Below are 21,968 nucleotides of genomic sequence, written 5' to 3' on the forward strand. Positions count from 1 at the left end.
TGCGGGCCGGGCCGAAAGCAGACTAACGGGGGCGAAGTCAGATGACGGAGCACCCTGCGCATGCCCTCTGCTGCCCCGTTCCAGCTCGGCTGGGAAGAATGGATCGCGCTAGGTGAGCTGGGCCTGCCCGCCATCAAGGCCAAGATTGACACCGGCGCCAAGACGTCAGCCCTGCATGCCAGCGTGATCGAGCCGTTCGGGCCCGCCCACGCGCCCCAGGTGCGCTTCCTGATCCAGCCAGATCCGGGTGATCCCTCCCTGGAGATCACCTGCTCGGCCCCGGTGGTCGACCGGCGCGAAGTTGCCAGCTCCAATGGCGAGCGGGAGCTGCGTTATGTCATCGAGACCCATGCCGGGATGGGCGGGCTCACCTGGCCGATCCAGCTGACACTGTCGAACCGCGAGACCATGACCTACCGGATGCTGCTTGGCCGCGCGGCGATCCAGCCAAGCTGGATCATTGATCCGAATGCGTCCTTTCTCCAGCCCGCGCTGAGCTATCAGACCTATCAGGGCCTGCCGCGCCGCAAGCCGGTGAAACGGCCCTTGCGAATTGCGCTGCTGACGCGCGAGCCGAAGAATTATTCCTCCCGCCGCCTGATCGAGGCCGCCGAAAGCCGCGGCCATGTGATCGAGGTGATCGATACGGCGCGCTGCTATATGCGCATCGGCGCGGTCGATGCCGAAGTGCATTATGATGGCGAGGCGCTGCCCCGCTATGACGCTGTGATCCCGCGCATTGGCGCGACGATCACGGACTATGGCATGGCTGTGCTGCGCCAGTTCTCAAACACCGGTGCCTTCTGTCTGAACACGGCCGGGGCTATCGGGCGCTCGCGCGACAAGCTGCTTGCCCATCAGATGCTGGCGCGGGCGAAGATCGCCATGCCAATCACGGCCTTTGCCCATAGCCCGAAGGATACCGCCGGGCTCGTGGCGCTCGCGGGCGGAGCGCCGATCGTTCTGAAGCTCCTCTCCTCGACGCAGGGAAAGGGGGTACTTCTTGCCGAGACCCGCAAGTCGGCCGAGCGGCTGGTGGACGCGTTCCGGGGGCTCGACGCAAATTTCCTGGTTCAGGAATTTGTCGAGGAAGCCGGCGGGGCTGACATCCGCGCCTTTGTTGTGGGCGGCAAGGTGGTGGGCGCGATGCGCCGCCAGGCAGAGAAGGGGGAGTTCCGCTCAAACCTTCATCGCGGCGGCACAGCGAGCGAAGCGCGGCTCACCCCTCAGGAGCGGGATGTGGCCAGGGAGGCAGCCAAGGTTCTGCGGCTGGAAGTGGCGGGGGTCGACCTTCTTCAGACCAGGGACGGACCGAAGGTATTGGAGGTCAATTCCTCCCCCGGCCTCAAGGGCATCGAGAAGGCGACCGGCAAGGACCTTGCCGCCCGCATCATCGAACACCTGGAAACGGTCGTGCGTCCACTCTCGCGCCATCGCGAGCCGCTCTGACGCCGGATCAGTTGCGGCTGAACAGCCGGCCTTTTTCCGTCACTAGGATCACGATCAGGGAGGCGCCGCCAAGGGTGGCAAAGCCCAGCGTCAGGGGCACGGTTGTGCCGTCAAACTGCGAACCGATGATCATGCCGATGATGCTGGAGATCATCGTGGTGGCAAAGCCGTAGGCGGCCGACGCGGTGCCCGCAATCCTGCCGAGCGGCTCCATCGCAAGGGCCGAGAAGTTTGACCCCATCATGCCGAAACAGGCAAAGCCGATGGCAAACAGCGGGAAGAACACTGCGAGGTTTTCTCCCCACACAAGCGTTGTCAGCGTCAGTACCAGTGACGAGAGAATGAAGGTGAAGAGGGCGATATGGCTGATGCGGCGCATGCCGACCTTCTCGACCAGGCGTGAATTGGCAAAGTTCGAGACGGCAAGCGCGGCGGCAATGCCGGCAAACCAGTAGGCGAAGGTATCGCCCTGATCGAACACGTCGCGGAAGACCTGTTCCGACGAGGCAATGAACGCAAACAGCGAGCCGAAGACGAGGCCTGAGGCCAGCATGTAGCCAAAGCTCACCCGTGTGCGGATGACCTGCAGATAGGCTGCCAGAACGCTTCCGATCTCGAGCGACCGGCGCGCTTGCCTGGGCAGGCTTTCGGGCAGGCGGAACCAGGTCCACACCAGCATGGCCGCGCCCCAGACAGCGAGCACGATGAAGATGCCCTCCCAGGGGGCGACATAGAGGATGAGCTGGCCGATGGCCGGGGCGATGATCGGCACGATCATGAACACCGTCATGACGAGGGACATGAAGCTCGCCATGGCGCGCCCGGCGAAAAGGTCCCGAACCACGGCGGCTGCGACCGTACGGGCGCCCGACGCGAACACCCCTTGCAGGAAGCGGGCGGCCAGCAGCGCCCAGAAGTCGTGCGCGAACACGCAGAGCAGGGCCGTGAGCGCGTAGCCGATGAGCCCGATGAACAGCGGCGCGCGCCGGCCGAACCGGTCGGTGATCGGGCCCCAGATCAGCTGTGGCGCGCCAAAGCCGAGCACATAGGCAAAGATGATCAGCTGCTGGCGGTTCTGGTCGCCGCCCTCTGCCGTCAGGCCGGTGGCGCGGGCGATCTCGCTCAAGGCGGGCAGCATGATGTCGATGGCGATCGCGTTGAGGGCCATGAGCCCGGCAACGATGGCCACGAATTCCACTTTCCGCATGCCTGTCGGCGGGGGCGCGTGAAGGCCCCCGGCCTCGCCCGCTTCACGTCCATCCATCCGTCCGGTCTTTCCAACATCCGGCCAAAAATCCGGCCAAAAATCTGGCGAGCGCCTGGAGACTGCCGGTCCGCCCGTCAACTTGGCCGCCTTTTGGACCCATAATTCGCGCTTGGCCAGAGTCGGCTGCAAACAAATTCGCGGCAGCGGATAAAATCCTTGCCAATTGTACACTTAAGGGGGCTCTGGGGGGATGATAGGGATCAAATCCATGAAACAAAAGACATTCCGGACCGCGCGCTGGGTCGGCCTTGCCGCCGCCAGCATGATTGCCCTTCAGGCCTGTGGTGGTGGAGGCGGGGGCAGCACAAGCCCGCCGCCCCCTCCGCCTCCGCCGCCCCCGGCGGCAAACCGGCCACCGGTGATCTCCTCGGCCGCGAGCGTCAACATCAATGAAGGCGTGACCGGCGCAGTCTACACTCTCACGGCAACCGATCCGGACGGCGACACGCTGACCCGCGAGATGCTGGCGGGCGGGGATTCTGCCCGGTTCAGCTTCAATGCCAGCACCGGCGTGCTGTCGCTCGGCGCCGCGCTCGACTTTGAAGCGCCCCAGGACGCCAATGGCGACAACACCTATGAGGTCAGCTTCCGGGTGAGTGACGGGCGCGGCGGCACGGACACGCTGGCCGTGCAGATCCGGGTGCAGGATGTCGACGAGACAGTGACCGGCATGGCGCTGCGCCGGGTTGGAACCGGTTTCACCGCGCCCCTCTATGTGGAAGGTATTCCGGGTACGGACCGGGTCGTTGTTCTTCAGAAGGGCGGCCTTGCCCGCGTGCTGAACCCCGATACAGGGACGATCGAAGGCGTCAACTTTCTGGATGTCTCGGGCAGTGTGGCAACCCAGGGCGAGCAGGGCCTGGTAGGCATTGCCTTCTCTCCGAATTTCACCACCGATCGCCGGGTCTATGTGAACCTCACCAATACCTCCGGGAATACCGAAATCCGCCGCTATCAGACGGTCATCAACAATCCGTTGGTCGTCGATGTGTCGACCATGGATGTCATCCTGACGATTACCCAGGTCGACGCCTTCCACAATGGCGGCTGGCTGGGTTTCGGCAATGATGGTTTCCTTTATCTGGCGACCGGCGACGGGGGCGGGCGGACAGCGAACGCAGAACTGAACGCCCAGAACACCGCCTCCCTGCTCGGCAAGATCCTGCGGATCGATGTGTCGGGCGATGATTTTCCCGGCGATGCCAATCGCGATTACCGCATTCCTTCGGGCAATGCGTTTCCAGGGGGGGCAGGCGGGGCGCCGGAGATCTTTGCGATCGGTCTGCGCAATCCCTGGCGGTCGAGCTTTGATCCCCAGACCGGCGACCTCTTCATCGCCGATGTCGGTCAGTCGGCCCGTGAGGAGATCAACCGGATGCGACCGGGCGATGCAGGCGTCAATTATGGCTGGGCCGTGCGGGAGGGCACTGCCTCCTATACCGGTGCCGACTCTGCCAGCTTCACACCGCCTGTGGCCGAATACAGCCACAACACAACACCCAGCCTCGGCCGCTCGATCACCGGGGGCTATGTCTATCGCGGCAATATCGGCCCGATCCGCAACCACTACATCTTCGGCGACTTCATCAGCGGCAATGTGTGGTCGGTGCCTGTCTCCTCGCTGACGGTTGGCCAGACGCTGGCGTCGAGCCAGTTCACGCGGCTCAATGATGATCTGGTGCCCGACGCAGGCACGCTCAGCTCGATATCGAGCTTTGGCCGGGGCAATGACGGAGAGATCTACATCGTCTCCTATGGCGGGAGCATCTTCCGCATCGAGGGCGCCCCGTAAGGCGCCCTCATCCGGTAGCGGTCAGGGCGCGGGCCGCTGGATCTGGCCGGCCAGGTTGAAGATCACCTGATCGGCATCGAAGAAGGCCACATCGTCCGGCTTCGGACCTTTGCCCATCACGATTTCGGCGCTGGCGACATAGCTCGTCTGCTCGCGGTAATTGATCGGACCATCCCAGAAGGGATCATAATAGCTGAACCGGCCATACCGCACCCGGCGGTAGGGATCGTAGAAGTACGAGGCCCGCGGCCCGAAAAAGCGGTAGTTCAGATGGAAATGATCATAGAAGGGCGAATAGGCTGCGCCCGAAGGAATGACCCGCGTGCTGGCGTCAGTGTCCCGGCGCACGACGCGGAAATGGTCAAACCCGTTCTGCTTGGTGATCTCGGCGGCGCGGAAGAGGAGATAGGTCTCCACCGTCTTCCGGTCGGTCAGCGAGTTGCCCGAGAACTCCACCTGGTAGCGGTTGTCCTCGATCTTCATGTCCGAAAAGCCGCGATCGGAACTGGTCGCCTGCTGGTAAGGCGTGGCGGTGGCGCACGCCGCGGTAAAGGCGAGCGCAGCAATGGCGGCGACTAGGCTAAGGCGTTTCATGGCAACGGCCTCCTGGAGTTTCTCATCACTATATAGTGTGACTCCACGAATATGAACGCCAGCCAACAGGCAAGTTCACAACACTGTGACGTGGGCCGATCCCGATCACGATCCCGTGGATTTCAGTTTCCGGGCGACATGGCCGCTGTCGACGCAGAGGACGAGCACCGTGACGAGACAGATCCCTGCAACCGCTGCAGGCAGCAGGGTGAAGCGGTCTTCCGGCAGGAGCAGCCAGATCGCAAAGACGGCCAAAACCCGGATCACGGCATGGGCAATGAACGGCGCCGGCCGGCCATACGACCAGCCGAACACCGGCCAGTGGCCCGACATTCCGATGGCGATCAACAGCGGGGCCAGCGCATTGTCGGTCCACATCGCCGCAATCGCGCCGGGCCAGAAAAGCAGCATCGCGCCCATCGCCATGAGCACGGCGCCCTGGTCGGGCACTTTCACTTTCATAAAGGGGTTACGGAAGATCGCCGCCAGCGCGACCGCGACAGGAATGATCGCTCCCGACATCACCTGCGCAATGAACGTCCAGCTCGCTTCGCTGATCCGGCTGCCAGGCATCACAAGCAAACCCGGGCATATCGCGCCTGCCAGTGGTACCGGCCAGCCTGCCCGGGTTTCAGCATAAGCCTACGGGCGGGCGGCCTTCAGACCGGCTTCGATCTCAGTGAGCGTGATCGGGCGTCATTTCGTTCCTCCAATTACTTTGAAATACAGAGTAAGTGGATTAATCAAGGGTGTGACGCCAGAAATTCAGTTCGGGTTGTTCAAACCCCTACAGCCAGCATCGCCTGATAGGCAGACCTGGCTGTCACGCGGTCCAGCCAGGACTTCGTGGCCGGCCGGTTGGCCAGCCCGCCCTGCGCGTCGGTCATCACAATCTGGAAGCCCATCAGGCAGTCTGCCGCCGTGAATGTATCCCCTGCAAAGTAGGCATGCTTCGACAGGTGCGCCTCGATATGCGCGCCGACCTTTTCGCGTTCGCCGGCGATCATCTGCGCCACCGGACCGTCCGTGATTCCGGCCATGCCGGTATAGAGCGCCAGCAACCCGGGCAGGAACACGGCGCCCTCGGCCGAGTGGACCCATTCCAGGTAGCGCGGAAAGTCCGCAGAGTCCGGCTTTGGATGCAGCGTGTGGGCGGCGTCGAACTTCGCCAGCAGGTATTCTGCAATCGCCCCGGTCTCGGCAATCACGACATCGCCGTCTTCCAGCAGCGGCGACTTGCCGAGCGGATGGATAGTCTTCAGGTCCGGCGGCGCAAGCCGCGTTGTCTCGTTGCGCTTGTGGTGGACAATCTCGTGCGGCACGCCGAGCTCAAGGAGGAGCCAGACGATGCGCTGCGAGCGCGAGGCGTTGAGATGATGCAGTTTGAGGGCCATCGGGAATTTCCTCTGTATCCGGATAAAAAAGAAGCGGCAGCTTCATGAGGCTGCCGCTTCGGTTATCTTGCTGCCAAGCGATGATTACGCCGCATTGTAGCCGATCACGGCTTTCACTTCGAGGAACTCCTCGAAGCCATGCTCGCCCCATTCGCGGCCATTGCCCGACTGGCCATAGCCGCCAAACGGCGCGGAGAAGTCCGGGCGGGCGCCGTTGACGAGGATCTGGCCGGCGCGGATGCGGTTGGCAATGGCGTGGGCTTCCTTGTCCGGGCCCTGAACATAGCCGGCGAGACCGTAGACGGTGTCGTTGGCCATCTCGACGGCCTGGTCGACCGTGTCATAGGGCAGGATGCAGAGCACAGGGCCGAAGATTTCCTCGCGCGCGATGGTCATGTCATTGGTGACATTCGCAAACACGGTCGGGCGGGCAAAGTAGCCCTTGTTGAAGCCTTCAGGGCGGCCGGGGCCACCGGCAACGAGGGTTGCGCCCTCTTCGATGCCCTTCTGGATGAGATCCTGGACCTTCTGGTACTGGTTGGCGTTGGAGATCGGGCCGATGGCGCCGGGCGCCGCTTCGGCCGGCATACCGACCTTCACCGATTCAGCCGTTGCCTTGGCAATCGCGATGGCCTGGTCCTGCTGGTCCTTCTGCACGAACATCCGCGACGGGGCGTTACAGCTCTGGCCGGTATTGGTCATCATGTTCATGATGCCGCTGGACACGGCCTTCTGCAGATCGGCCGTAGGCAGAACAATGTTCGGGCTCTTGCCGCCGAGTTCCTGGGCAACGCGCTTGACGGTCGGGGCAGCCGCCTGGGCCACCAGAACGCCGGCGCGGGTCGATCCGGTGAAGCTCACCATGTCGACATCGGGGTGTGCCGACATCGCCGAGCCGACGCCCGGGCCGTCGCCGTTCACAAGGTTGAACACGCCTTTGGGCACGCCGGCCTCATGCAGCACTTCTGCGAAGATCATCGCGTCGAGGGGGGCAATTTCAGACGGTTTCAGAACCATCGTGCAGCCAGCAGCGATGGCCGGAGCCACCTTGCAGGCGATCTGGTTCAGCGGCCAGTTCCAGGGCGTGATGAACGCGCAGACGCCAATCGGCTCCTTGCGCAGCAGGGTGGTGCCTTTCAGCTCCTCCCATTTGTAATCGCGCAGGATGGCAGCGGTGGTGGCGAAGTGGCCCATGCCCGAAGGCACATGCGCGGCATTGGCGAGCCACATCGGCGCGCCCATCTCATCGGAGATGGCCTTGGCAAGGTCGGGCATGCGCTTCTGAAGACCGGCTGTGATCTTGTCGAGGAGGTCTGCGCGGTAGTCCACGCTCGTCTGCGAGAAGCTCGGGAAGGCGCGCTTGGCAGCGGCGACAGCCTTGTCGACATCGGCGGCCGAGCCGATGGAAATCACGGCAAAATTCTCTTCGGTCGCCGGGTTTTCGACTTCCAGCGTGCGCGGCGTTACCGGATCGACCCATTCGCCGTCGATATAGAATTTGAGGAATTGTTGCATGGGCCAGGGCCTCCCTTGAGCGCGTCTTAAATGGACATCTTCCTTACTATAGGAGAGGCAGAGGCGTTTCGCCACTCCTGACGCGGGGGGAGGGGGCGATGGGGCAGACTGAAAACCAGCGCTTTTTCAGGCACTGGCGGAGACATGACATGCATACGCGGCTGGAACTGATGCTCACGCCGGATTGGGGGACTGGGCAGAACCGGAACAGAACCAAAAAAGTGGCCTTCGACGCACCGGTCTTTGAGGAGGCGATGCGGGCCTGGAAATGCGTGTTTCATGTCGACGGGCAGCCGCCGCGCCATGCCTATGGCGAGACGGCGATGCTCAGCCTGATGCTCGCCACGCGGCTCGTCAGCACCCTTGAGGAAAAGATGGACTGATGCGCGGCGTTTAAGTCTTCGGCTTCGTCCAGCCGCGCCCGGCCATGCAGGTGATGTAGTTCACCTCGATGCCATAGCTGATTTCCTGGCAGGCGGCGCGGGCGGATTCGTAGGGCATGGCCCCCTCTCGGGCGATCCAGCCGTCATTGGGCGAACTGGCACAGCCTGCCAGAAGCAGGGCGGCGGCAGGGATCAGGGCTGAACGGATCATCTCTTTTTCATATTCCCGAAAATGCCGCGCAGGATGTAGCGGGTGACTTCCCGGCTGATCGTGGTCGCGGCGGTGTTGGTGGCCCGCTCGGTCGGCGTCATGCGGCGTGAGCGGCTCGAGGTCGTGCGTGATTTTGCCGGAGCTTTCGCCCTGGCCCTGGCGGCCGCTTCCTTTTCCTTCTCGGCGGCGAGGCGTTCCTTCTCGGCGAGCTTTGCCGCCTCTGCCTCTTTCCTTGAGAGGATCTCATAGGCCGACTGACGGTCGACCATCTTGTCATACTGGCCAAAGACGGGGCTTGCCTTGAGGATCTCTGCGCGCTCGGCATCGCTCACCGGGCCAAGGCGAGAGGAAGGCGGCCGGATCAGCGTGCGCTGCACGACAGAGGGCGTGCCTTTTGCGTCGAGCGTTGAGACAAGCGCTTCGCCCACGCCAAGTTCGGTAATCACCGTCTCGGTCTTGAAAGACGGATTGGGGCGGAACGAAGCGGCGGCCGATTTCACCGCCTTCTGCTCCATCGGCGTATAGGCGCGCAGGGCGTGCTGCACCCGGTTGCCAAGCTGGGCGAGCACGCTCTCGGGCACATCGCGCGGGTTCTGCGTCACGAAATAGACGCCGACGCCTTTCGAGCGGATGAGGCGGACAACCTGCTCGATCTTCTGCAACAGCGCCGGCGCGGTGTCCGTGAAGAGAAGATGGGCTTCGTCGAAGAAGAAGACGAGCCGCGGCTTTTCCGGGTCGCCAATTTCAGGCAGCTGCTCGAAAAGCTCCGAGAGCAGCCAGAGCAGGAAGGTGGAATAGAGCTTCGGGCTGTTGATCAGCTTTGTTGCGTCCAGGATGTTCACATAGCCGCGCCCGTCCGGCGTCGTGCGCATGAAGTCGGGGAGCTGCAGGGCAGGCTCGCCGAAAAAGCTTTCCGCGCCTGCCCGCTCGAGAACCAGCAATTCCCGCTGCACGGCGGCCAGCGAGGCAGGCGCCACATTGCCATATCTGCGGCTCACCTCTTCGCGGATGCCTGGCTCGCCGAGATGCGCCAGCAGCTTGCGCAGGTCTTTGAGGTCAAGGATCAGGAATTCGGGATCTTCCACGCAGTGATCATCCGCATACTGAAAGGCGATGTTGAGGATGCCTTCCTGAACGGCCGTCAGCCCCATCAGGCGGGAGAGCAGCACCGGGCCCATCTCCGCGATGGTGGTGCGCACAGGGTGGCCCTTCTCGCCGAACACGTCCCAGAAAATTACCGGGGCAGGGCGATAGGTCAGTTCGCCCATGTTGATGGCGTCTGCCCGGCTTGTGAAGGCGCCGTGGGCTTTATGGGTCTCGGTGCCGGGGAAGGCGATGCCTGAAAGGTCGCCTTTCACATCGGCGGCAAAGACGGGCACCCCCGCATCGGAAAAAGCCTGCGCCATCACCTGCAGGGTCACGGTCTTGCCCGTGCCCGTGGCGCCGGCCACGATGCCGTGCCGGTTGGCCACCTTGAGGATCAGCGACTGGGCATCGTCGGGCTTGCCGGCGCCATCGGCGTCAGCGCCGCCCAGGAAAATTGTCTCGCTCATGCTGCCAGCCCCTTGCTTATACGGTCTCAGATAAAGGGCAGAGGCTAGCCGTTCCGGCAATTTGAGCAAGCCAGGGCGCGCAGGTTTCTCCTGCTTGACGCGTTTGTTGCGCCGCCCCACCCTGCGCCGGTCAACCCAATCGGAGCATTAAATGGGCAGCGCCACCAAGACCGGCATCTGGATCATCGCGACCGGCGTCATCATCGCCCTCCTTTATTTCGGCCGTGAAATCCTCGCCACCTTCGCCATGGCGGTGTTCCTGTTCCTGATCATCGAGGGCTTCGGCACGGTCATCAACAACGCCTCCCGCACCATCCATATCGGCCCGGCCAGAATCCTTGCCGTGCTGCTCGTGGTAGGCGGTTTTGTTGGCTTCATCGCCCTGATGGCAGACGGGGTGGCCGAGTTCGGCCGCGATGGCAGCGAGTATGAGGAAAAGATCAATGCCCTGATCGCTGAGATATATCGCCTGGCGGGCCTGAAGGATGCGCCGACGCTGACCCAGCTTGTCTTCAATGAGGGCGGCCAGCGCTTCTTTGCCACCATCGCCAATTCGGTACGCGGCCTTTCCGGGGATATCGTGCTGATCCTGATCTATGTCGCCTTCCTGTTCACCGCCCAGTCGATGTGGACCCAGAAGCTCGACAACATCTTCCCCGATTCCCAGAAGCGCGAGATGGTCCGCCGGATCGGCAATGACGCCCGCCTCGCCATCGAGACCTATCTGTGGACCCAGACCGTGATCTCCGCGATGATCACCCTGCTGACATACCTGTCGCTATTGGCACTGGGCGTGCAAAATGCGCTCTTCCTCTCGGCGGTGATCTTTGTCCTCAACTATATCCCGACCGTGGGTTCTATTGTCGCAGCGCTGGTTCCGCCGCTCTTTGCGCTGGTCCAGCCCGTCATCCCCGGCTGGGTCCCGGCTCTGGCACTGGACGAATCCTATGTCTACGCCGCCATCGTGTTTGCCATCGTCAGCTTCTGGCAGTTCTCCATCGGGAATTTCGTCCAGCCGCGGATGATGGGAGAATCCTTGAATCTTTCGGCGCTTGTGGTGCTTCTGTCGCTCGCCATCTGGGGCGTGATCTGGGGTATACCCGGCATGTTCCTGTCAGCCCCGCTGACGGTGCTGATGATGATCCTGTTTGCCCAGTCCCCGCACACCAGATGGATCGCGATCCTGCTTTCCGCAGACGGAAAGCCCAAGGTCCGCGCGGCCGCAGAAGAGGCCGCCTGACTGTTCCGCAGGCTAGCCAACCCGTCATTGAAATGTTACACAAGAAGCGGGCTGAGGGTGACGGGTATTGATTCCTGGCGCCACCACTACTGAAAATTAAGGTTTGCAGCGTCGGTTTGCTGTTGATTTACCGATACCGCAAACAGCATATATTGAAATCAGGCTTCCGCGTGCGTCCCCCCACCCAGCCTGCGGAAACTGCCTGTAGGGCCCGTCAGACATGTCCCCGTCTGACGGGTCCGCTTGCATCCGGCGCCCGTTTCCACACATTCCTGAATTTCTGCAACTGTTTCGTTTGAAACATGTTTCTTGAAGCCTTCCCCTGGGGCGGGTAGACCCGGGCATTGACCGGTTTTCGCGCGCGAGTCGTTCCCATGCCCCACTCCAAGACAGCCACCGGACCTGCCAGCCAGGTTCTCGACCAGATTCTTCAGGAAGCCGCCCGGGAAGATATTTCCGGCCTCAGCGAGGCAGACATCCGCGGACTGGCGCAGCGCCTCTGGGATTGGGCTGAAACCGTTCCGGCCGGCCAGCGCGCGGTGCATGTTTCCGTCAAGGCCGAGGGCGCCTCCGGAACGCTCCAGCGCAGCCTGCTTCAGGTCACCGGGCCCGACATGCCCTTCCTCGTCGATTCACTGCTCGGCGAATGCGCCGCCCAGGGCCATGAGGTGAAGACGCTCTTCCACCCGGTCGTCACCATGACCGATGGCCGGATGGTCTCCGTCATCCAGATCCACACCGCCCTCCTGACGCCGGCTGAAGCCGGCGTCCTGGAAGCGGGCGCCCGTGCCACCCTCGCCGATGTCGAGCGGGCTGTCTCCGACCATGCCGCCATGCGCGCGCGCATGCGCGCCGAAATGAAGCGCCTCTCCGGCCTCGCTCACATCCAGTCTGCGGAGCGGGACGAGTCCGTCTCCTTCCTCGAATGGCTCTCGCGCGACCATTTCGTCTTCCTCGGCGCGCGCGAATATGACTTTGAAACCGACGCGGAGGGCAGGGTCGTTCCGGCCGAGCCTCTGATGGTCGAAGGCTCCAATCTCGGCATCCTGCGCGACGAAAACCTCAACGTGCTGAGCCGTGACAGCGAGCCCCTCATGCTCACCCGCGAGATTGGTGACTTCCTCCAGTCGCCCGTGCCGCTGATCATCGCCAAGTCGACCCTGCCGAGCCGCGTTCACCGCCGCGTCCAGTGCGACTATATCGGGGTCAAGAAATATGACGCCGAAGGCCGCGTGAACGGCGAAGTCCGCTTCCTCGGCCTCTTCACGGCAGAGGCCTATGACGAGACGGCCCGGTCGATCCCCTTCGTGCGCCGCCGTGTACAGAAGATCATGGCAGCTTCCGGCGCGGCGCCGGGTGGCCACACCGAAAAGGCCCTCGCCAACCTCATCGAAACCTGGCCGCGCGACGAGCTGCTCCAGACCCGCTCGACGGTTCTGGGCCCGATGATCATGGGCGCGCTGCATCTCATCGGCCGCCCGCGCACCCGCGCCTTCCTGCGCCGCGATGAGTTCGACCGGTTTGTCACCGCCCTCGTCTTTGTGCCGAGGGAATCCTACGACACCGCCCTGCGCCAGCGTATCGGCGCGCTCCTGACACAGGCCTATCAGGGCGAGCTGAAAAGCTTCCAGCCCTATTTTGACTCCGGCCCGCTCGCCCGTGTTCATTTCGAGATCGCGCTGCACCCGAACCATCCCGAGCCCGATCCGGTCCTGATCGAAGAACAGATCATCGAGCTTGCCCGCACCTGGGACCAGGGCTTCCGCGACCTCCTGATGGGCTCAGATCTCAGCGGCGCTGACCGGGAAGGGGCCCGCGCCTTTGTCGGCGCCTTCAACGCTGCCTACCGCGAAGCCTTCCCGCCGGAAGAGGCGATGCGCGACGTCACCTGCATGGCCGAGCTCAGTGCCGGCATGCCCATCGTGGCGCGCGCTTACCGTCTGGATGCCGACAGCCCGTCCAAGGTCCGCGTCAAGATTTATGCCCGCACCGGTTCGATTGCCCTCTCGCGCTGCGTGCCCGTGTTCGAAAATCTCGGCCTCTTTGTGGACTTTGAAACCGGCTATCCTGTTCGCCCGCTGGCAAAGCCGGCGGCCGATGCGCCCGATGTCTACTGGGTCCACGCCCTGTCGATGGAAACCGCCGATGGCTCGACCCTGCCGCTGCAGGAGATCGCCACGCAATTCGAGCAGGCCTTCCTCGCTGTCTGGGGCGGGCGCGCCGAGAATGACGGCTTCAACAAGCTTGTCCTCGTTGCCGGCGCCAGCTGGCGGGAAGCTGCGCTCATCCGCGCCCTGAGCGCCTATCGCCGCCAGAGCGGGCTTGACCAGCCCCAGGAAGTGCAGGAAGCCGCGCTCGCCCAGTACCCGGCTGTCACCCGGCTGATCCTTGAGCTTTTCGCCACCCGTTTCGATCCGCAGGCCGATGCCACGCTTGACGCCCGCAAGGCCGCGCAGCGGGGGATCGCCGCCCGCTTCGAGGAAGCCATGAAGGATGTCGTCAGCCTCGCCGACGACATCGTCCTGCGCCGGCTCTACCATCTCGTCGAGGCCACTCAGCGCACGAACTTCTATCAGGCCGATGACAGCGGCGATTTCCGCCCCTTCATCAGCTTCAAGGTCGCCAGCCGTGAACTGGCAGACCTGCCCGAGCCCAAACCCTTCCGCGAAATCTTCATGCACAGCCCGCAGGTCGAAGGCGTCCATCTGCGCTTTGGCCCGGTGGCGCGGGGCGGCCTGCGCTGGTCGGATCGCCCGTCGGACTACCGCACCGAAGTGCTTGGCCTTGTCAAAGCCCAGCAGGTCAAGAACGCGGTCATCGTGCCGGTCGGCTCCAAGGGCGGGTTCTATCCCAAACAGCTTGCGGACCGGTCAGACCGTGACGCCTGGTTTGAAAGCGGCCGCGACGCCTACAAGCAGTTCATCACCGCGCTGCTCGGCATCACCGACAACATCATCGAAGGCAAGGTCGTTCATCCTCAGCGTACGGTCATCTGGGACGGGGAGGATCCCTATCTCGTCGTCGCCGCTGACAAGGGCACGGCCACCTTCTCCGACACGGCCAACGCCATCAGCCTCGAAAAAGGCCATTGGCTGGGCGACGCGTTCGCGTCCGGCGGCTCGGCCGGCTATGACCACAAGAAGATGGGCATCACCGCGCGCGGCGCCTGGGAAGCGGTCAAGCGCCACTTCCGCGAAACGGGCCGCGACATCCAGACCGAGCCCTTCTCCGTCATCGGCGTGGGCGATATGTCGGGCGACGTGTTCGGCAACGGCATGCTGCTCTCGCCGGAGATCCGTCTCGTGGCAGCGTTCAACCACATGCACATCTTCATTGATCCGGACCCTGCTGATGCGAAGACGTGCCTGGCCGAGCGCGAGCGCATGTTTGCCCTGCCGCGCTCGTCCTGGGCGGACTATAACCGCGACCTCATCTCCAGGGGCGGGGGCATCTTCGAGCGCTCCGCCAAATCGATTACGCTCACCCCGGAGATGAAATCGCTGACCGGGCTCGGCAAGGACACGGCGACGCCTGACGAGATCATCCATGCCCTCCTCAAGGCAGAGGCCGACCTCCTCTGGTTCGGCGGTATCGGCACCTATGTGAAAGCCATTCACGAAACCAATGCCGATGTCGGCGACCGGGCCAATGATGCCGTGCGGGTCAATGGCCGCGATCTCAGGGCCAGGGTCATCGGGGAGGGGGCAAACCTCGGCATGACGCAGGCCGCGCGGATCGAGTTCGCCCTCGCCGGCGGGCGCCTCAACACCGACGCCATCGACAATTCGGCGGGCGTTGATTCCTCCGACCACGAAGTGAACATCAAGATCCTGGCCGCCGAAGCCATCCGCCTCGGCGCGCTCAAGGAGGCCGACCGCAACGTCATGCTGGCGCAGATGACTGACGATGTTGCCCGGCTCGTGCTCACGCATAATTACGACCAGACCAACACGCTCAGCCTTGCCGAAGCGACCGCTTCTGAAGACCATGAAGCGCTCGAGCGCCTGATGGTCTATCTGGAAGAACGCGGCGTGCTCAACCGCGCGCTGGAAGGTCTGCCCTCCACCCAGGAGATGCAGGCCCGCGGCGCCGAAGGCCGCCCGCTCACCCGCCCGGAGCTTGCCGTCCTGCTTGCCTGGTCGAAGATTGTCCTGTTTGATGACATTGTCGCGTCGGGCCTGCCGGACGATCCTTTCTTCGCCAGCGTCCTGAAGGCCTATTTCCCGAGCCCGATCGACGGTTTTGAGCAGGCGCTCGCCAATCACCGCCTGCGCCGCGAAATCATCGCCACGATCATCGCAAACCGCAGCCTCGATCTTGGCGGCCCGGTTGCCATCCTGCGCCTGCGCGAACTGACTGGCGCGGCGCCTGCCGATGCCATCCGGGGCCTTGAAGCAGCCCGCGCCGTGCTCGACATTTCCGGCTACCGCCGCGAAATCTTCGCGCTCGACACGAAAGTCGCCGCCGACCTGCAGACCGAGTTGCATATCGAAGCGGTGCAGGCTGTCAGCGAGGCGGCGGCCTGGTTCATCCGTGCGCTGCCCGATAAATCCACCGGCGAGGCCGTCAGCCTCACCCATGGCCCGCTGAACGAGCTCAAAGCGGCCCTGGCCACCATCCAGACGGCCTATCCGGCCTCCCGGATCGAGCGCTCGGCCCGCGCCTTCATGAAACGCGGCGCGCCAGAAGCCCTTGCCCGCTGGGCGGCGGCAATGGGCTATTTTGCCCAGGGCCTTGTGGTCACCGATCTGGCGACGCGCACCGCCACCAGCGTCATCGAGGCTGGCACCACCTTCTATCATGTCGGCGACGCGCTCCGGCTTGACCGGCTGCGGTCTTCGGCCCGCGAAGGCCTCATCAACGCGCCCTATTGGGACCGTGTCGCCGGCCGCCGTCTCATCTCCGAACTCGTGCGCCTGCAGGCCAGCGTGTCGGAAGAGGCCCTTGGCGCAGGCGGGGCAGAGGCCTGGCTCGACGCGCGCAGCGACGGGCGCAAACAGCTCCTCGCCACGCTCGGCGGGCTCAGCAAGGACCGCGACTGGTCCTTCGCCAAATTCGCGCTGTCGACCGACGCGGTGCGCCAGTTCATGGGCCGTTAGAAAAAACCGGCGGGTAAATCGCGCGGGCACACACAACGTTTACGCCTGTTATCCACAGTGAAAAACATGCTGCGACTTTATCACTGGCCCCTTGATCCCGCCGGCCGCATGGTCCGCCTCGTGCTCTCCGAAAAGGGCGAGCCGTTCGAGGCTGTGCCGTCGCGCCCCTGGGCGCCGGAACTCGAGATTGCCTCGATTGCGCCTGGCGCGGTGGCCCCGGCGGTGGTTTCCACCCATGGCAGCGCCCGTTTCGCGGCCAGCGGCACGCGCGCCATCTGCGAGCATCTTGAAGAAGTCCGCCCCGTGCCCTCGCTCCTGCCCGACGACCTTTCCGAGCGCGCCGAGGCCCGCCGCCTCTGGACCTGGGTGGAAGCGGGCATGGAGGAGGTGACCGACACACTCCTCTCCGAACGCGTGCTGCAATGGACCCGCCGCGACCGCCAGCCCGATTCCGAAAAGCTCCGCCGCGGCGCCCATGCCCTGCGCGGCCGCCTGACTTTCCTTAACGCGCTGGCCGAGACGCGCGGCTATCTCGCCGGCCGCCAGCTCTCCCTCGCCGACTTCTCTGCCGCTGCCCATCTCTCCGCCTATGACTATTTCGGCGATGTGCAGTGGGACGCCGTGCCAGACCTCAAGGCCTGGTATATGCGGATAAAGTCGCGTCCGAGTTTCCGGCCGCTGCTGGCTGACCGTCTGGAGGCTGCCCGTCCGGTATCCCATTATGCAGAGCTCGATTTCTAACCCCGGCGCCCAGCTCAGATCCCGCGCCCTCGCCCTGGGCTTCGACGCGGCGGGCATCACGCGCGCCGACGAGGCCTGGCCCGCCGGCGATCGGCTCAAAGCCTTCGTCGAGCTTGGCCGGCATGGCGACATGGCCTGGATGGAAACCACGCTGGAGCGCCGCAGCGCGCCCACTGCCATGTGGCCGGGCGCCCGCAGCGCCCTTGTCGTGGCGATGAATTACGGTCCCGACCACAACCCCCTCGACACGCTGGCTGAGCGCCAGACCGGCAATATCTCCGTCTACGCACGGGGCAGGGACTATCATGACCTGATCAAGTCCCGTCTCAAGCAGCTCGCCGGGGACGTCGCTGAGATCACCGGCGCCGAGGTCAAGGTCTTCGTCGATACCGCCCCCCTGATGGAAAAGCCGCTCGCCCAGAAGGCGGGCCTTGGCTGGCAGGGCAAGCATACCAATCTCGTCAGCCGCGAGCTCGGCTCCTGGTTCTTCCTCGGCACGGTGCTGACCAGCGCCGAACTGACCCCCGACGCGGCCGAGGCCGATCATTGCGGCTCCTGCCGCGCCTGCCTCGACATCTGCCCGACAGCTGCGTTCCCCGCGCCTTACCAGCTCGACGCCCGCCGCTGCATTTCCTACCTCACCATCGAATATGCCGGGCCGATTCCCGCCGAGTTTCGCCCTGCCATGGGGAACCGCATCTATGGCTGCGATGATTGCCTGGCCGCCTGCCCCTGGAACAAGTTCGCCAGCAGCGCGTCTGAATCGGCCTTGTTTGCGCGTGCAGAACTGAAAGGTCCGGGCCTGGATGAACTGGCCGCTCTCGACGAGCCGGCGTTCCGCGATGTCTTCTCCGGCTCCCCGGTCAAGCGCTCGGGGCGGGACCGGTTCGTCCGCAATGTTTGCATCGCTATCGGCAATTCGGGCGAGCCCCGCCTCGTCTCCAGCCTGCTGCCGCTGCTGCAGGACGCCGCGCCCGTCGTGCGCGGGGCGGCTGTCTGGGCGCTCGCCCGCCTTGATCCTGCCGGCTTTGCGGAGGAAAAGGCGCGCCGCCGGCCGGCAGAGCATGATAGGACGGTGATCGCAGAATGGGACGGAACGCCTGAATGAGCGACGGCATCAACGCAGCAGCGCCCCGCGGGGCCCAGCCCGCGCCTGCGCCCGGGAAGCGTAAAGCCCCTCTCTGGCGCCGCCTCCTGGCTGGCCTCCTGCTGGCGGGCGTCGCCGTCTTCGTCCTCTTTCATCTCTATGCGCTCATCCTGCGCCTTGCGCCCAATCCCGGCACCCTCCTGATGACCCAGCGCGCGATGCAGGGGCAGGCGGTGAAGCGCGACTGGGTCCCGCTCGACAGGATCTCCCCCCGCCTCGTCTACGCCGTCATCGCCGCTGAGGACGCCAAGTTCTGCGCCCATGGCGGGATTGACTGGGACGCCATCGAGCAGGCCCGTGAATACAACGCCAGGAACCCTGACAAGCGCCGCCGCGGCGGCTCCACCATCAGCCAGCAGACCGCCAAGAACGTCTTCTTCTGGAATGGCGGCGGCATGCCCCGCAAGGCGGGTGAAGCCTGGATGACCTATGTGATTGAAACCGTCTGGGGCAAGCGGCGCATCATGGAGATGTATCTCAATGTCGCCGAATGGGGCGATGGCCTCTTTGGCGCCGAAGCCGCCGCCCAGGCCCGGTTTGGAAAATCTGCCGCGGACCTGACCGAGCGCGAAGCCGCGCTGCTGGCGGCTGTCCTTCCGTCTCCGAACAAATGGAGCGCCGACAATCCCGGCCCCTATGTGCGCCGCCGCGCCGGTTCCATCCAGGGCCGCCTGCGCGTCGTGGCCAACGAAGGCTACGCGGCCTGCGTCTTTGGCGAAGACGCTCCGAAACTCCCCTCCCGCCAAACGCCCAAGGGCGAAACCCCGCGCCCGCCGCCCGTGCTCGAAGACCTCCCCGAAGCCCCCGAAACCGGCGAGGAAGCCCTCGGCGCGCCGGTGGAAGAGGAGGGGACAGATGAGCCCCGCAATGCCAATGACGCGCTCAACGACATCCTGAACTCGGCGGACGAAACCTTCGCCAACCCGCCGCCGCCGGACCCGGAAGCATCCGGCGAGCCGATCAGCGATGCCGCCGCCGATCCTGGGCCTGAAGACTTGCCCGAACGGCCCCCGGAAGAGACCCAGGCTGATCCGCCCGCTAAAGCGCCCGACCCTTCCGGCCCGGCAGAGCTGCGCCCGCCGGAGTGACGCGGCGTTAAGTGTCGCCCGTTGGCACGGGCGTGTCCGGATCTGTCCCCAAATGGCCGCGTCCGCCGCGCCGGTGCGCCATACTGCTGCTTGCCATGCCCCAAGCGCAATCGGGGCAGGCTGCAACAGCCCGCCCCGATACGTCTTGATGTCATTTTCTGTCCCCGGATCACCGGGATCAACGCCTTTGCCGGACAGCGGTGAGGGCGGCGCCGGGCAAAGCGGCCGGGGTCAGATCGGCTCGTAAGGGAACACGCTCGCCGTCGCGCCGAGATCGGTAAAGTCCGGGCTCATCGCCGGGAAGGCCTGGGAAATGAGGCTTTCGGGGTTCCACCCTTCCATCCGCGCCAGGGATTTCACCGGGCGGGGCTGGTCGAAGAGGATCACTTCGTTGCCGCGCACGCCGAAAATCTGTCCTGAAACATTCGAGGACTGATCCGAGCAGAGCGCCACGGCGAGCTGGGCCACCTGATCGGCGCGCATCCCGTTCTTCATCCGCTCAACGCGCTGGGCGCTGGCTTCGTCCTTCACCGGGATCGAGGCAATCATCCGTGTCCAGGCAAACGGCGCAATCACGTTGGAGCGGATGTTCTTCGCCGCCCCTTCCATCGCCAGGATGCGGGAGAGGCCGACAATGCCGAGCTTGGCAGCGGCATAGTTTGCCTGTCCGATATTGCCGATGAGGCCCGAGGTTGAGGTGAAGAAGACATAGGCGCCGCGCGCGTTCTCGCGGAAATATTCCACCGCCGCGCGGCCGACATTGTAGGAGCCGTGCAGGTGAACATCGATCACGGCTTTCCAGTCGCCTTCGCTCATCTTGTGGAACATGCCGTCCCGCAGGATGCCGGCCGGGTTGACGATCGAATCGAGGCGGCCGAACGTGTCGAGGGCCTGGGTCACCATATTGGCGACCGCGCCATAATCGGTCACGCTTTCGGAGTTGGAGGCCGCTTCCCCGCCTGCCGCGCGGATTTCCGCCGCGACAGCTTCTGCCGGGCCGGCATCGCCCTCATCGCCGCCCTTCAGGCCGCCGCCGAGATCATTGACCAGCACCTTGGCGCCTTCGCGCGCTGCCAGAAGCGCGGTTTCCCTGCCAATGCCATTGCCGCCGCCGGTTACCAGCACAACCTTGCCGTCCAGAACGCCCATTTGATCCTCCTTTGTGTATCGGGGCGGGACACTATCGCCCCAAAGCCGGGCTGCAAGGGGCGGGGAGAAAATCAAGGTTTGAAAAGCGCCGCTCAAGCGGCTAGCAAGCCGGTCATGACACGTACCTTTCAGGCAGTAATCTGGGATTTCGGCGGGGTCTTCACCTCTTCGCCGTTCGAGGCATTCAACCGCTATGAGGCCGAAAAGGGCCTGCCCGCAGACTTCATCCGCTCGGTCAACGCCGTCAATCCGCTCGAAAACGCCTGGGCCAGGCTCGAGCGCAGCCTGGTCGGCGCTGAGGAATTTGACGGTCTCTTCCGCGCTGAGGCCCGGTCGATGGGCCATGATGTGCCCGGCAAGGACATCCTGGCGCTTCTCTCGGGCCATCTGCGCCCGCGCGTCGTCACTGCGCTGAAGGTCTGCAAGGGCCATGGCAAGGTCGGCTGCATCACCAACAACGCCCCCATCGGCAAGGGCGCCTCGATGACCCAGGACGCGGAGAAGGCTGCCCAGCTCGCCGAAGTGTTTGCCCAGTTCGATCATCTGATCGAGAGCTCCAAGCTCGGCATCCGCAAGCCTGATCCGCGTATCTATGCGCTGATGTGCGAAGCCCTCGATGTGGACCCGAAGAATTGCGTCTATCTCGATGATCTGGGAATCAACCTGAAGCCGGCCCGCGAAATGGGCATGGCGACCATCAAGGTGACCAGCGAAGAACAATTGCTGGCCGACCTGGAAGCCATCACCGGCTATGCGGTGCGCTAGCTTCACGCTCGCCCTCCTGATGGGAGCGCTCGCGGCCTGCTCGCAGGCTGAGCGCGGCGTTGTGCCGGTTGCAGGCCCGCCCGCGCCGCCCCAATCCCTCACCCGTCCGCCCCAGCCGCCCGAGGCGGTCGAGCTGACCGAAGACGCCGAAAAGATGAAAGCCGCCATCCTGCGCGAAGCCGAACGCGGCGCCCTGCGCAGCCTTGGCCGCCTCGCCAGCCAGCAGGAAGGCTTCATCTCCAATATCGGCGGCCAGGATCATTACGAGTTCTGGGACCTCCTGCGCCGCACCGGCGTCGATCCCAACCGCAAGATCCGGGATCTCTTCGAGGGCCCGCCCGGCAAGCGCGAGATTGATGGCGAGACCTGGTTCGTCTGGCCCGACATTGCCGCCAAGGACGCGCGCGATCTGATCCCGGAGAAGCTGACTTTCCTGGAGCGCCGGCGCCTGCGCGAACTTGTCGGCGAGGATGGTATCGCCCGCATCCGCGCCGGTGAAGGCTATCCGGGCATGCGCACAGCCATATCGGCCGATGGCCGCTGGGTGTATTTCGTACTCGGCCAGGATGGAGAGGAATAGG

Annotated in this window: 18 protein-coding genes; 10 read left to right on the plus strand and 8 right to left on the minus strand. The window is 64.3% G+C overall.

The genetic code is table 11. The annotated features are described in order from the left end of the window. Positions 1-60: 60 nt before the first annotated feature. Complete coding sequence (gene rimK, locus KG722_RS05970; RefSeq protein WP_213270717.1) at positions 61-1,449, plus strand: 30S ribosomal protein S6--L-glutamate ligase; 1,389 nt, start codon at positions 61-63, stop codon at positions 1,447-1,449. 7 nt (positions 1,450-1,456) lie between these two features. On the opposite strand, the gene KG722_RS05975 is transcribed toward rimK, so the two are convergent. Continuing rightward, positions 1,457-2,713, minus strand: coding sequence for a multidrug effflux MFS transporter (locus KG722_RS05975; protein WP_300998262.1), 1,257 nt, complete (start codon positions 2,711-2,713; stop codon positions 1,457-1,459). Positions 2,714-2,924: 211 nt separating this feature from the next. On the opposite strand from KG722_RS05975, the gene KG722_RS05980 reads away from it, so the two are divergent. Then, the gene (locus tag KG722_RS05980; protein WP_213270719.1) at positions 2,925-4,508 is read left to right on the plus strand and encodes a PQQ-dependent sugar dehydrogenase; all 1,584 of its coding nucleotides are present in this window, start codon (positions 2,925-2,927) and stop codon (positions 4,506-4,508) included. 21 nt (positions 4,509-4,529) lie between these two features. Here the strand turns inward: KG722_RS05980 and KG722_RS05985 are convergent, their stop codons facing one another. The 4 genes from KG722_RS05985 to KG722_RS06000 all read right to left on the minus strand — a co-directional run bounded on the left by KG722_RS05985 (position 4,530) and on the right by KG722_RS06000 (position 8,011). Next, positions 4,530-5,102 (minus strand): hypothetical protein, encoded by a 573-nt coding sequence (locus KG722_RS05985; RefSeq protein ID WP_213270721.1) that lies wholly within the window; start codon positions 5,100-5,102, stop codon positions 4,530-4,532. A gap of 105 nt (positions 5,103-5,207) precedes the next feature. Further along, positions 5,208-5,675: a hypothetical protein gene (locus KG722_RS05990; protein ID WP_213270723.1), complete on the minus strand. Its 468-nt coding sequence runs from the start codon at positions 5,673-5,675 to the stop codon at positions 5,208-5,210. A 206-nt stretch (positions 5,676-5,881) separates the two neighbouring features. After that, positions 5,882-6,496, minus strand: coding sequence for a glutathione S-transferase family protein (locus KG722_RS05995; protein WP_213270725.1), 615 nt, complete (start codon positions 6,494-6,496; stop codon positions 5,882-5,884). 84 nt (positions 6,497-6,580) lie between these two features. Beyond that, positions 6,581-8,011, minus strand: a complete 1,431-nt coding sequence (locus KG722_RS06000; protein ID WP_213270727.1) for an aldehyde dehydrogenase family protein — start codon at positions 8,009-8,011, stop codon at positions 6,581-6,583. Positions 8,012-8,160: 149 nt separating this feature from the next. On the opposite strand from KG722_RS06000, the gene KG722_RS06005 reads away from it, so the two are divergent. Further along, positions 8,161-8,394, plus strand: coding sequence for a hypothetical protein (locus KG722_RS06005; protein WP_213270729.1), 234 nt, complete (start codon positions 8,161-8,163; stop codon positions 8,392-8,394). 10 nt (positions 8,395-8,404) lie between these two features. On the opposite strand, the gene KG722_RS06010 is transcribed toward KG722_RS06005, so the two are convergent. Then, complete coding sequence (locus tag KG722_RS06010) at positions 8,405-8,605, minus strand: hypothetical protein (RefSeq protein ID WP_213270731.1); 201 nt, start codon at positions 8,603-8,605, stop codon at positions 8,405-8,407. Next, positions 8,602-10,158: a helicase HerA-like domain-containing protein gene (locus KG722_RS06015; protein ID WP_213270733.1), complete on the minus strand. Its 1,557-nt coding sequence runs from the start codon at positions 10,156-10,158 to the stop codon at positions 8,602-8,604. Before KG722_RS06015 ends, KG722_RS06010 begins: the two co-directional genes overlap by 4 nt. 151 nt (positions 10,159-10,309) lie before the next feature. On the opposite strand from KG722_RS06015, the gene KG722_RS06020 reads away from it, so the two are divergent. From KG722_RS06020 to mtgA, 5 genes are all read left to right on the plus strand, one after another. After that, a complete protein-coding gene (locus KG722_RS06020) occupies positions 10,310-11,398 on the plus strand; it encodes an AI-2E family transporter (protein WP_213270735.1) in 1,089 nt (362 codons plus the stop codon). Positions 11,399-11,772: 374 nt separating this feature from the next. Further along, a complete protein-coding gene (locus tag KG722_RS06025) occupies positions 11,773-16,497 on the plus strand; it encodes an NAD-glutamate dehydrogenase (protein ID WP_213270737.1) in 4,725 nt (1,574 codons plus the stop codon). Between the two features lie 66 nt (positions 16,498-16,563). Beyond that, positions 16,564-17,238: a glutathione S-transferase family protein gene (locus KG722_RS06030; protein WP_213270738.1), complete on the plus strand. Its 675-nt coding sequence runs from the start codon at positions 16,564-16,566 to the stop codon at positions 17,236-17,238. Next, complete coding sequence (gene queG, locus KG722_RS06035; protein ID WP_213270741.1) at positions 17,219-18,346, plus strand: tRNA epoxyqueuosine(34) reductase QueG; 1,128 nt, start codon at positions 17,219-17,221, stop codon at positions 18,344-18,346. Before KG722_RS06030 ends, queG begins: the two co-directional genes overlap by 20 nt. Further along, the gene (gene mtgA / locus KG722_RS06040; RefSeq protein ID WP_213270742.1) at positions 18,343-19,473 is read left to right on the plus strand and encodes a monofunctional biosynthetic peptidoglycan transglycosylase; all 1,131 of its coding nucleotides are present in this window, start codon (positions 18,343-18,345) and stop codon (positions 19,471-19,473) included. Before queG ends, mtgA begins: the two co-directional genes overlap by 4 nt. A 231-nt stretch (positions 19,474-19,704) precedes the next feature. On the opposite strand, the gene KG722_RS06045 is transcribed toward mtgA, so the two are convergent. Next, positions 19,705-20,622 carry an SDR family oxidoreductase gene (locus tag KG722_RS06045; RefSeq protein ID WP_213270743.1) on the minus strand — a complete coding sequence of 306 codons (918 nt, stop codon included), beginning with the start codon at positions 20,620-20,622 and terminating at the stop codon, positions 19,705-19,707. 114 nt (positions 20,623-20,736) lie between these two features. Between KG722_RS06045 and KG722_RS06050 the strand changes: the two genes are divergently transcribed. Continuing rightward, on the plus strand, positions 20,737-21,387 hold the full coding sequence (locus KG722_RS06050) for an HAD-IA family hydrolase (RefSeq protein WP_213270744.1): 651 nt from the start codon (positions 20,737-20,739) through the stop codon (positions 21,385-21,387). Continuing rightward, the gene (locus KG722_RS06055) at positions 21,374-21,967 is read left to right on the plus strand and encodes a hypothetical protein (protein ID WP_213270745.1); all 594 of its coding nucleotides are present in this window, start codon (positions 21,374-21,376) and stop codon (positions 21,965-21,967) included. Before KG722_RS06050 ends, KG722_RS06055 begins: the two co-directional genes overlap by 14 nt. Position 21,968 lies beyond the last annotated feature (1 nt).

Source organism: Hyphomonas sp., assembly GCF_018402285.1.
Classification (GTDB): Bacteria; Pseudomonadota; Alphaproteobacteria; order Caulobacterales; family Hyphomonadaceae; genus Hyphomonas.

Coding starts and splice junctions, on each gene's coding strand:
- rimK (WP_213270717.1), top strand. CDS start 61: ATGCCCTCTGCTGCCCCGTTCCAGCTCGGCTGGGAAGAATGGATCGCG.
- KG722_RS05975 (WP_300998262.1), bottom strand. CDS start 2,713: ATGGATGGACGTGAAGCGGGCGAGGCCGGGGGCCTTCACGCGCCCCCG.
- KG722_RS05980 (WP_213270719.1), top strand. CDS start 2,925: ATGAAACAAAAGACATTCCGGACCGCGCGCTGGGTCGGCCTTGCCGCC.
- KG722_RS05985 (WP_213270721.1), bottom strand. CDS start 5,102: ATGAAACGCCTTAGCCTAGTCGCCGCCATTGCTGCGCTCGCCTTTACC.
- KG722_RS05990 (WP_213270723.1), bottom strand. CDS start 5,675: ATGCCTGGCAGCCGGATCAGCGAAGCGAGCTGGACGTTCATTGCGCAG.
- KG722_RS05995 (WP_213270725.1), bottom strand. CDS start 6,496: ATGGCCCTCAAACTGCATCATCTCAACGCCTCGCGCTCGCAGCGCATC.
- KG722_RS06000 (WP_213270727.1), bottom strand. CDS start 8,011: ATGCAACAATTCCTCAAATTCTATATCGACGGCGAATGGGTCGATCCG.
- KG722_RS06005 (WP_213270729.1), top strand. CDS start 8,161: ATGCATACGCGGCTGGAACTGATGCTCACGCCGGATTGGGGGACTGGG.
- KG722_RS06010 (WP_213270731.1), bottom strand. CDS start 8,605: ATGATCCGTTCAGCCCTGATCCCTGCCGCCGCCCTGCTTCTGGCAGGC.
- KG722_RS06015 (WP_213270733.1), bottom strand. CDS start 10,158: ATGAGCGAGACAATTTTCCTGGGCGGCGCTGACGCCGATGGCGCCGGC.
- KG722_RS06020 (WP_213270735.1), top strand. CDS start 10,310: ATGGGCAGCGCCACCAAGACCGGCATCTGGATCATCGCGACCGGCGTC.
- KG722_RS06025 (WP_213270737.1), top strand. CDS start 11,773: ATGCCCCACTCCAAGACAGCCACCGGACCTGCCAGCCAGGTTCTCGAC.
- KG722_RS06030 (WP_213270738.1), top strand. CDS start 16,564: ATGCTGCGACTTTATCACTGGCCCCTTGATCCCGCCGGCCGCATGGTC.
- queG (WP_213270741.1), top strand. CDS start 17,219: ATGCAGAGCTCGATTTCTAACCCCGGCGCCCAGCTCAGATCCCGCGCC.
- mtgA (WP_213270742.1), top strand. CDS start 18,343: ATGAGCGACGGCATCAACGCAGCAGCGCCCCGCGGGGCCCAGCCCGCG.
- KG722_RS06045 (WP_213270743.1), bottom strand. CDS start 20,622: ATGGGCGTTCTGGACGGCAAGGTTGTGCTGGTAACCGGCGGCGGCAAT.
- KG722_RS06050 (WP_213270744.1), top strand. CDS start 20,737: ATGACACGTACCTTTCAGGCAGTAATCTGGGATTTCGGCGGGGTCTTC.
- KG722_RS06055 (WP_213270745.1), top strand. CDS start 21,374: ATGCGGTGCGCTAGCTTCACGCTCGCCCTCCTGATGGGAGCGCTCGCG.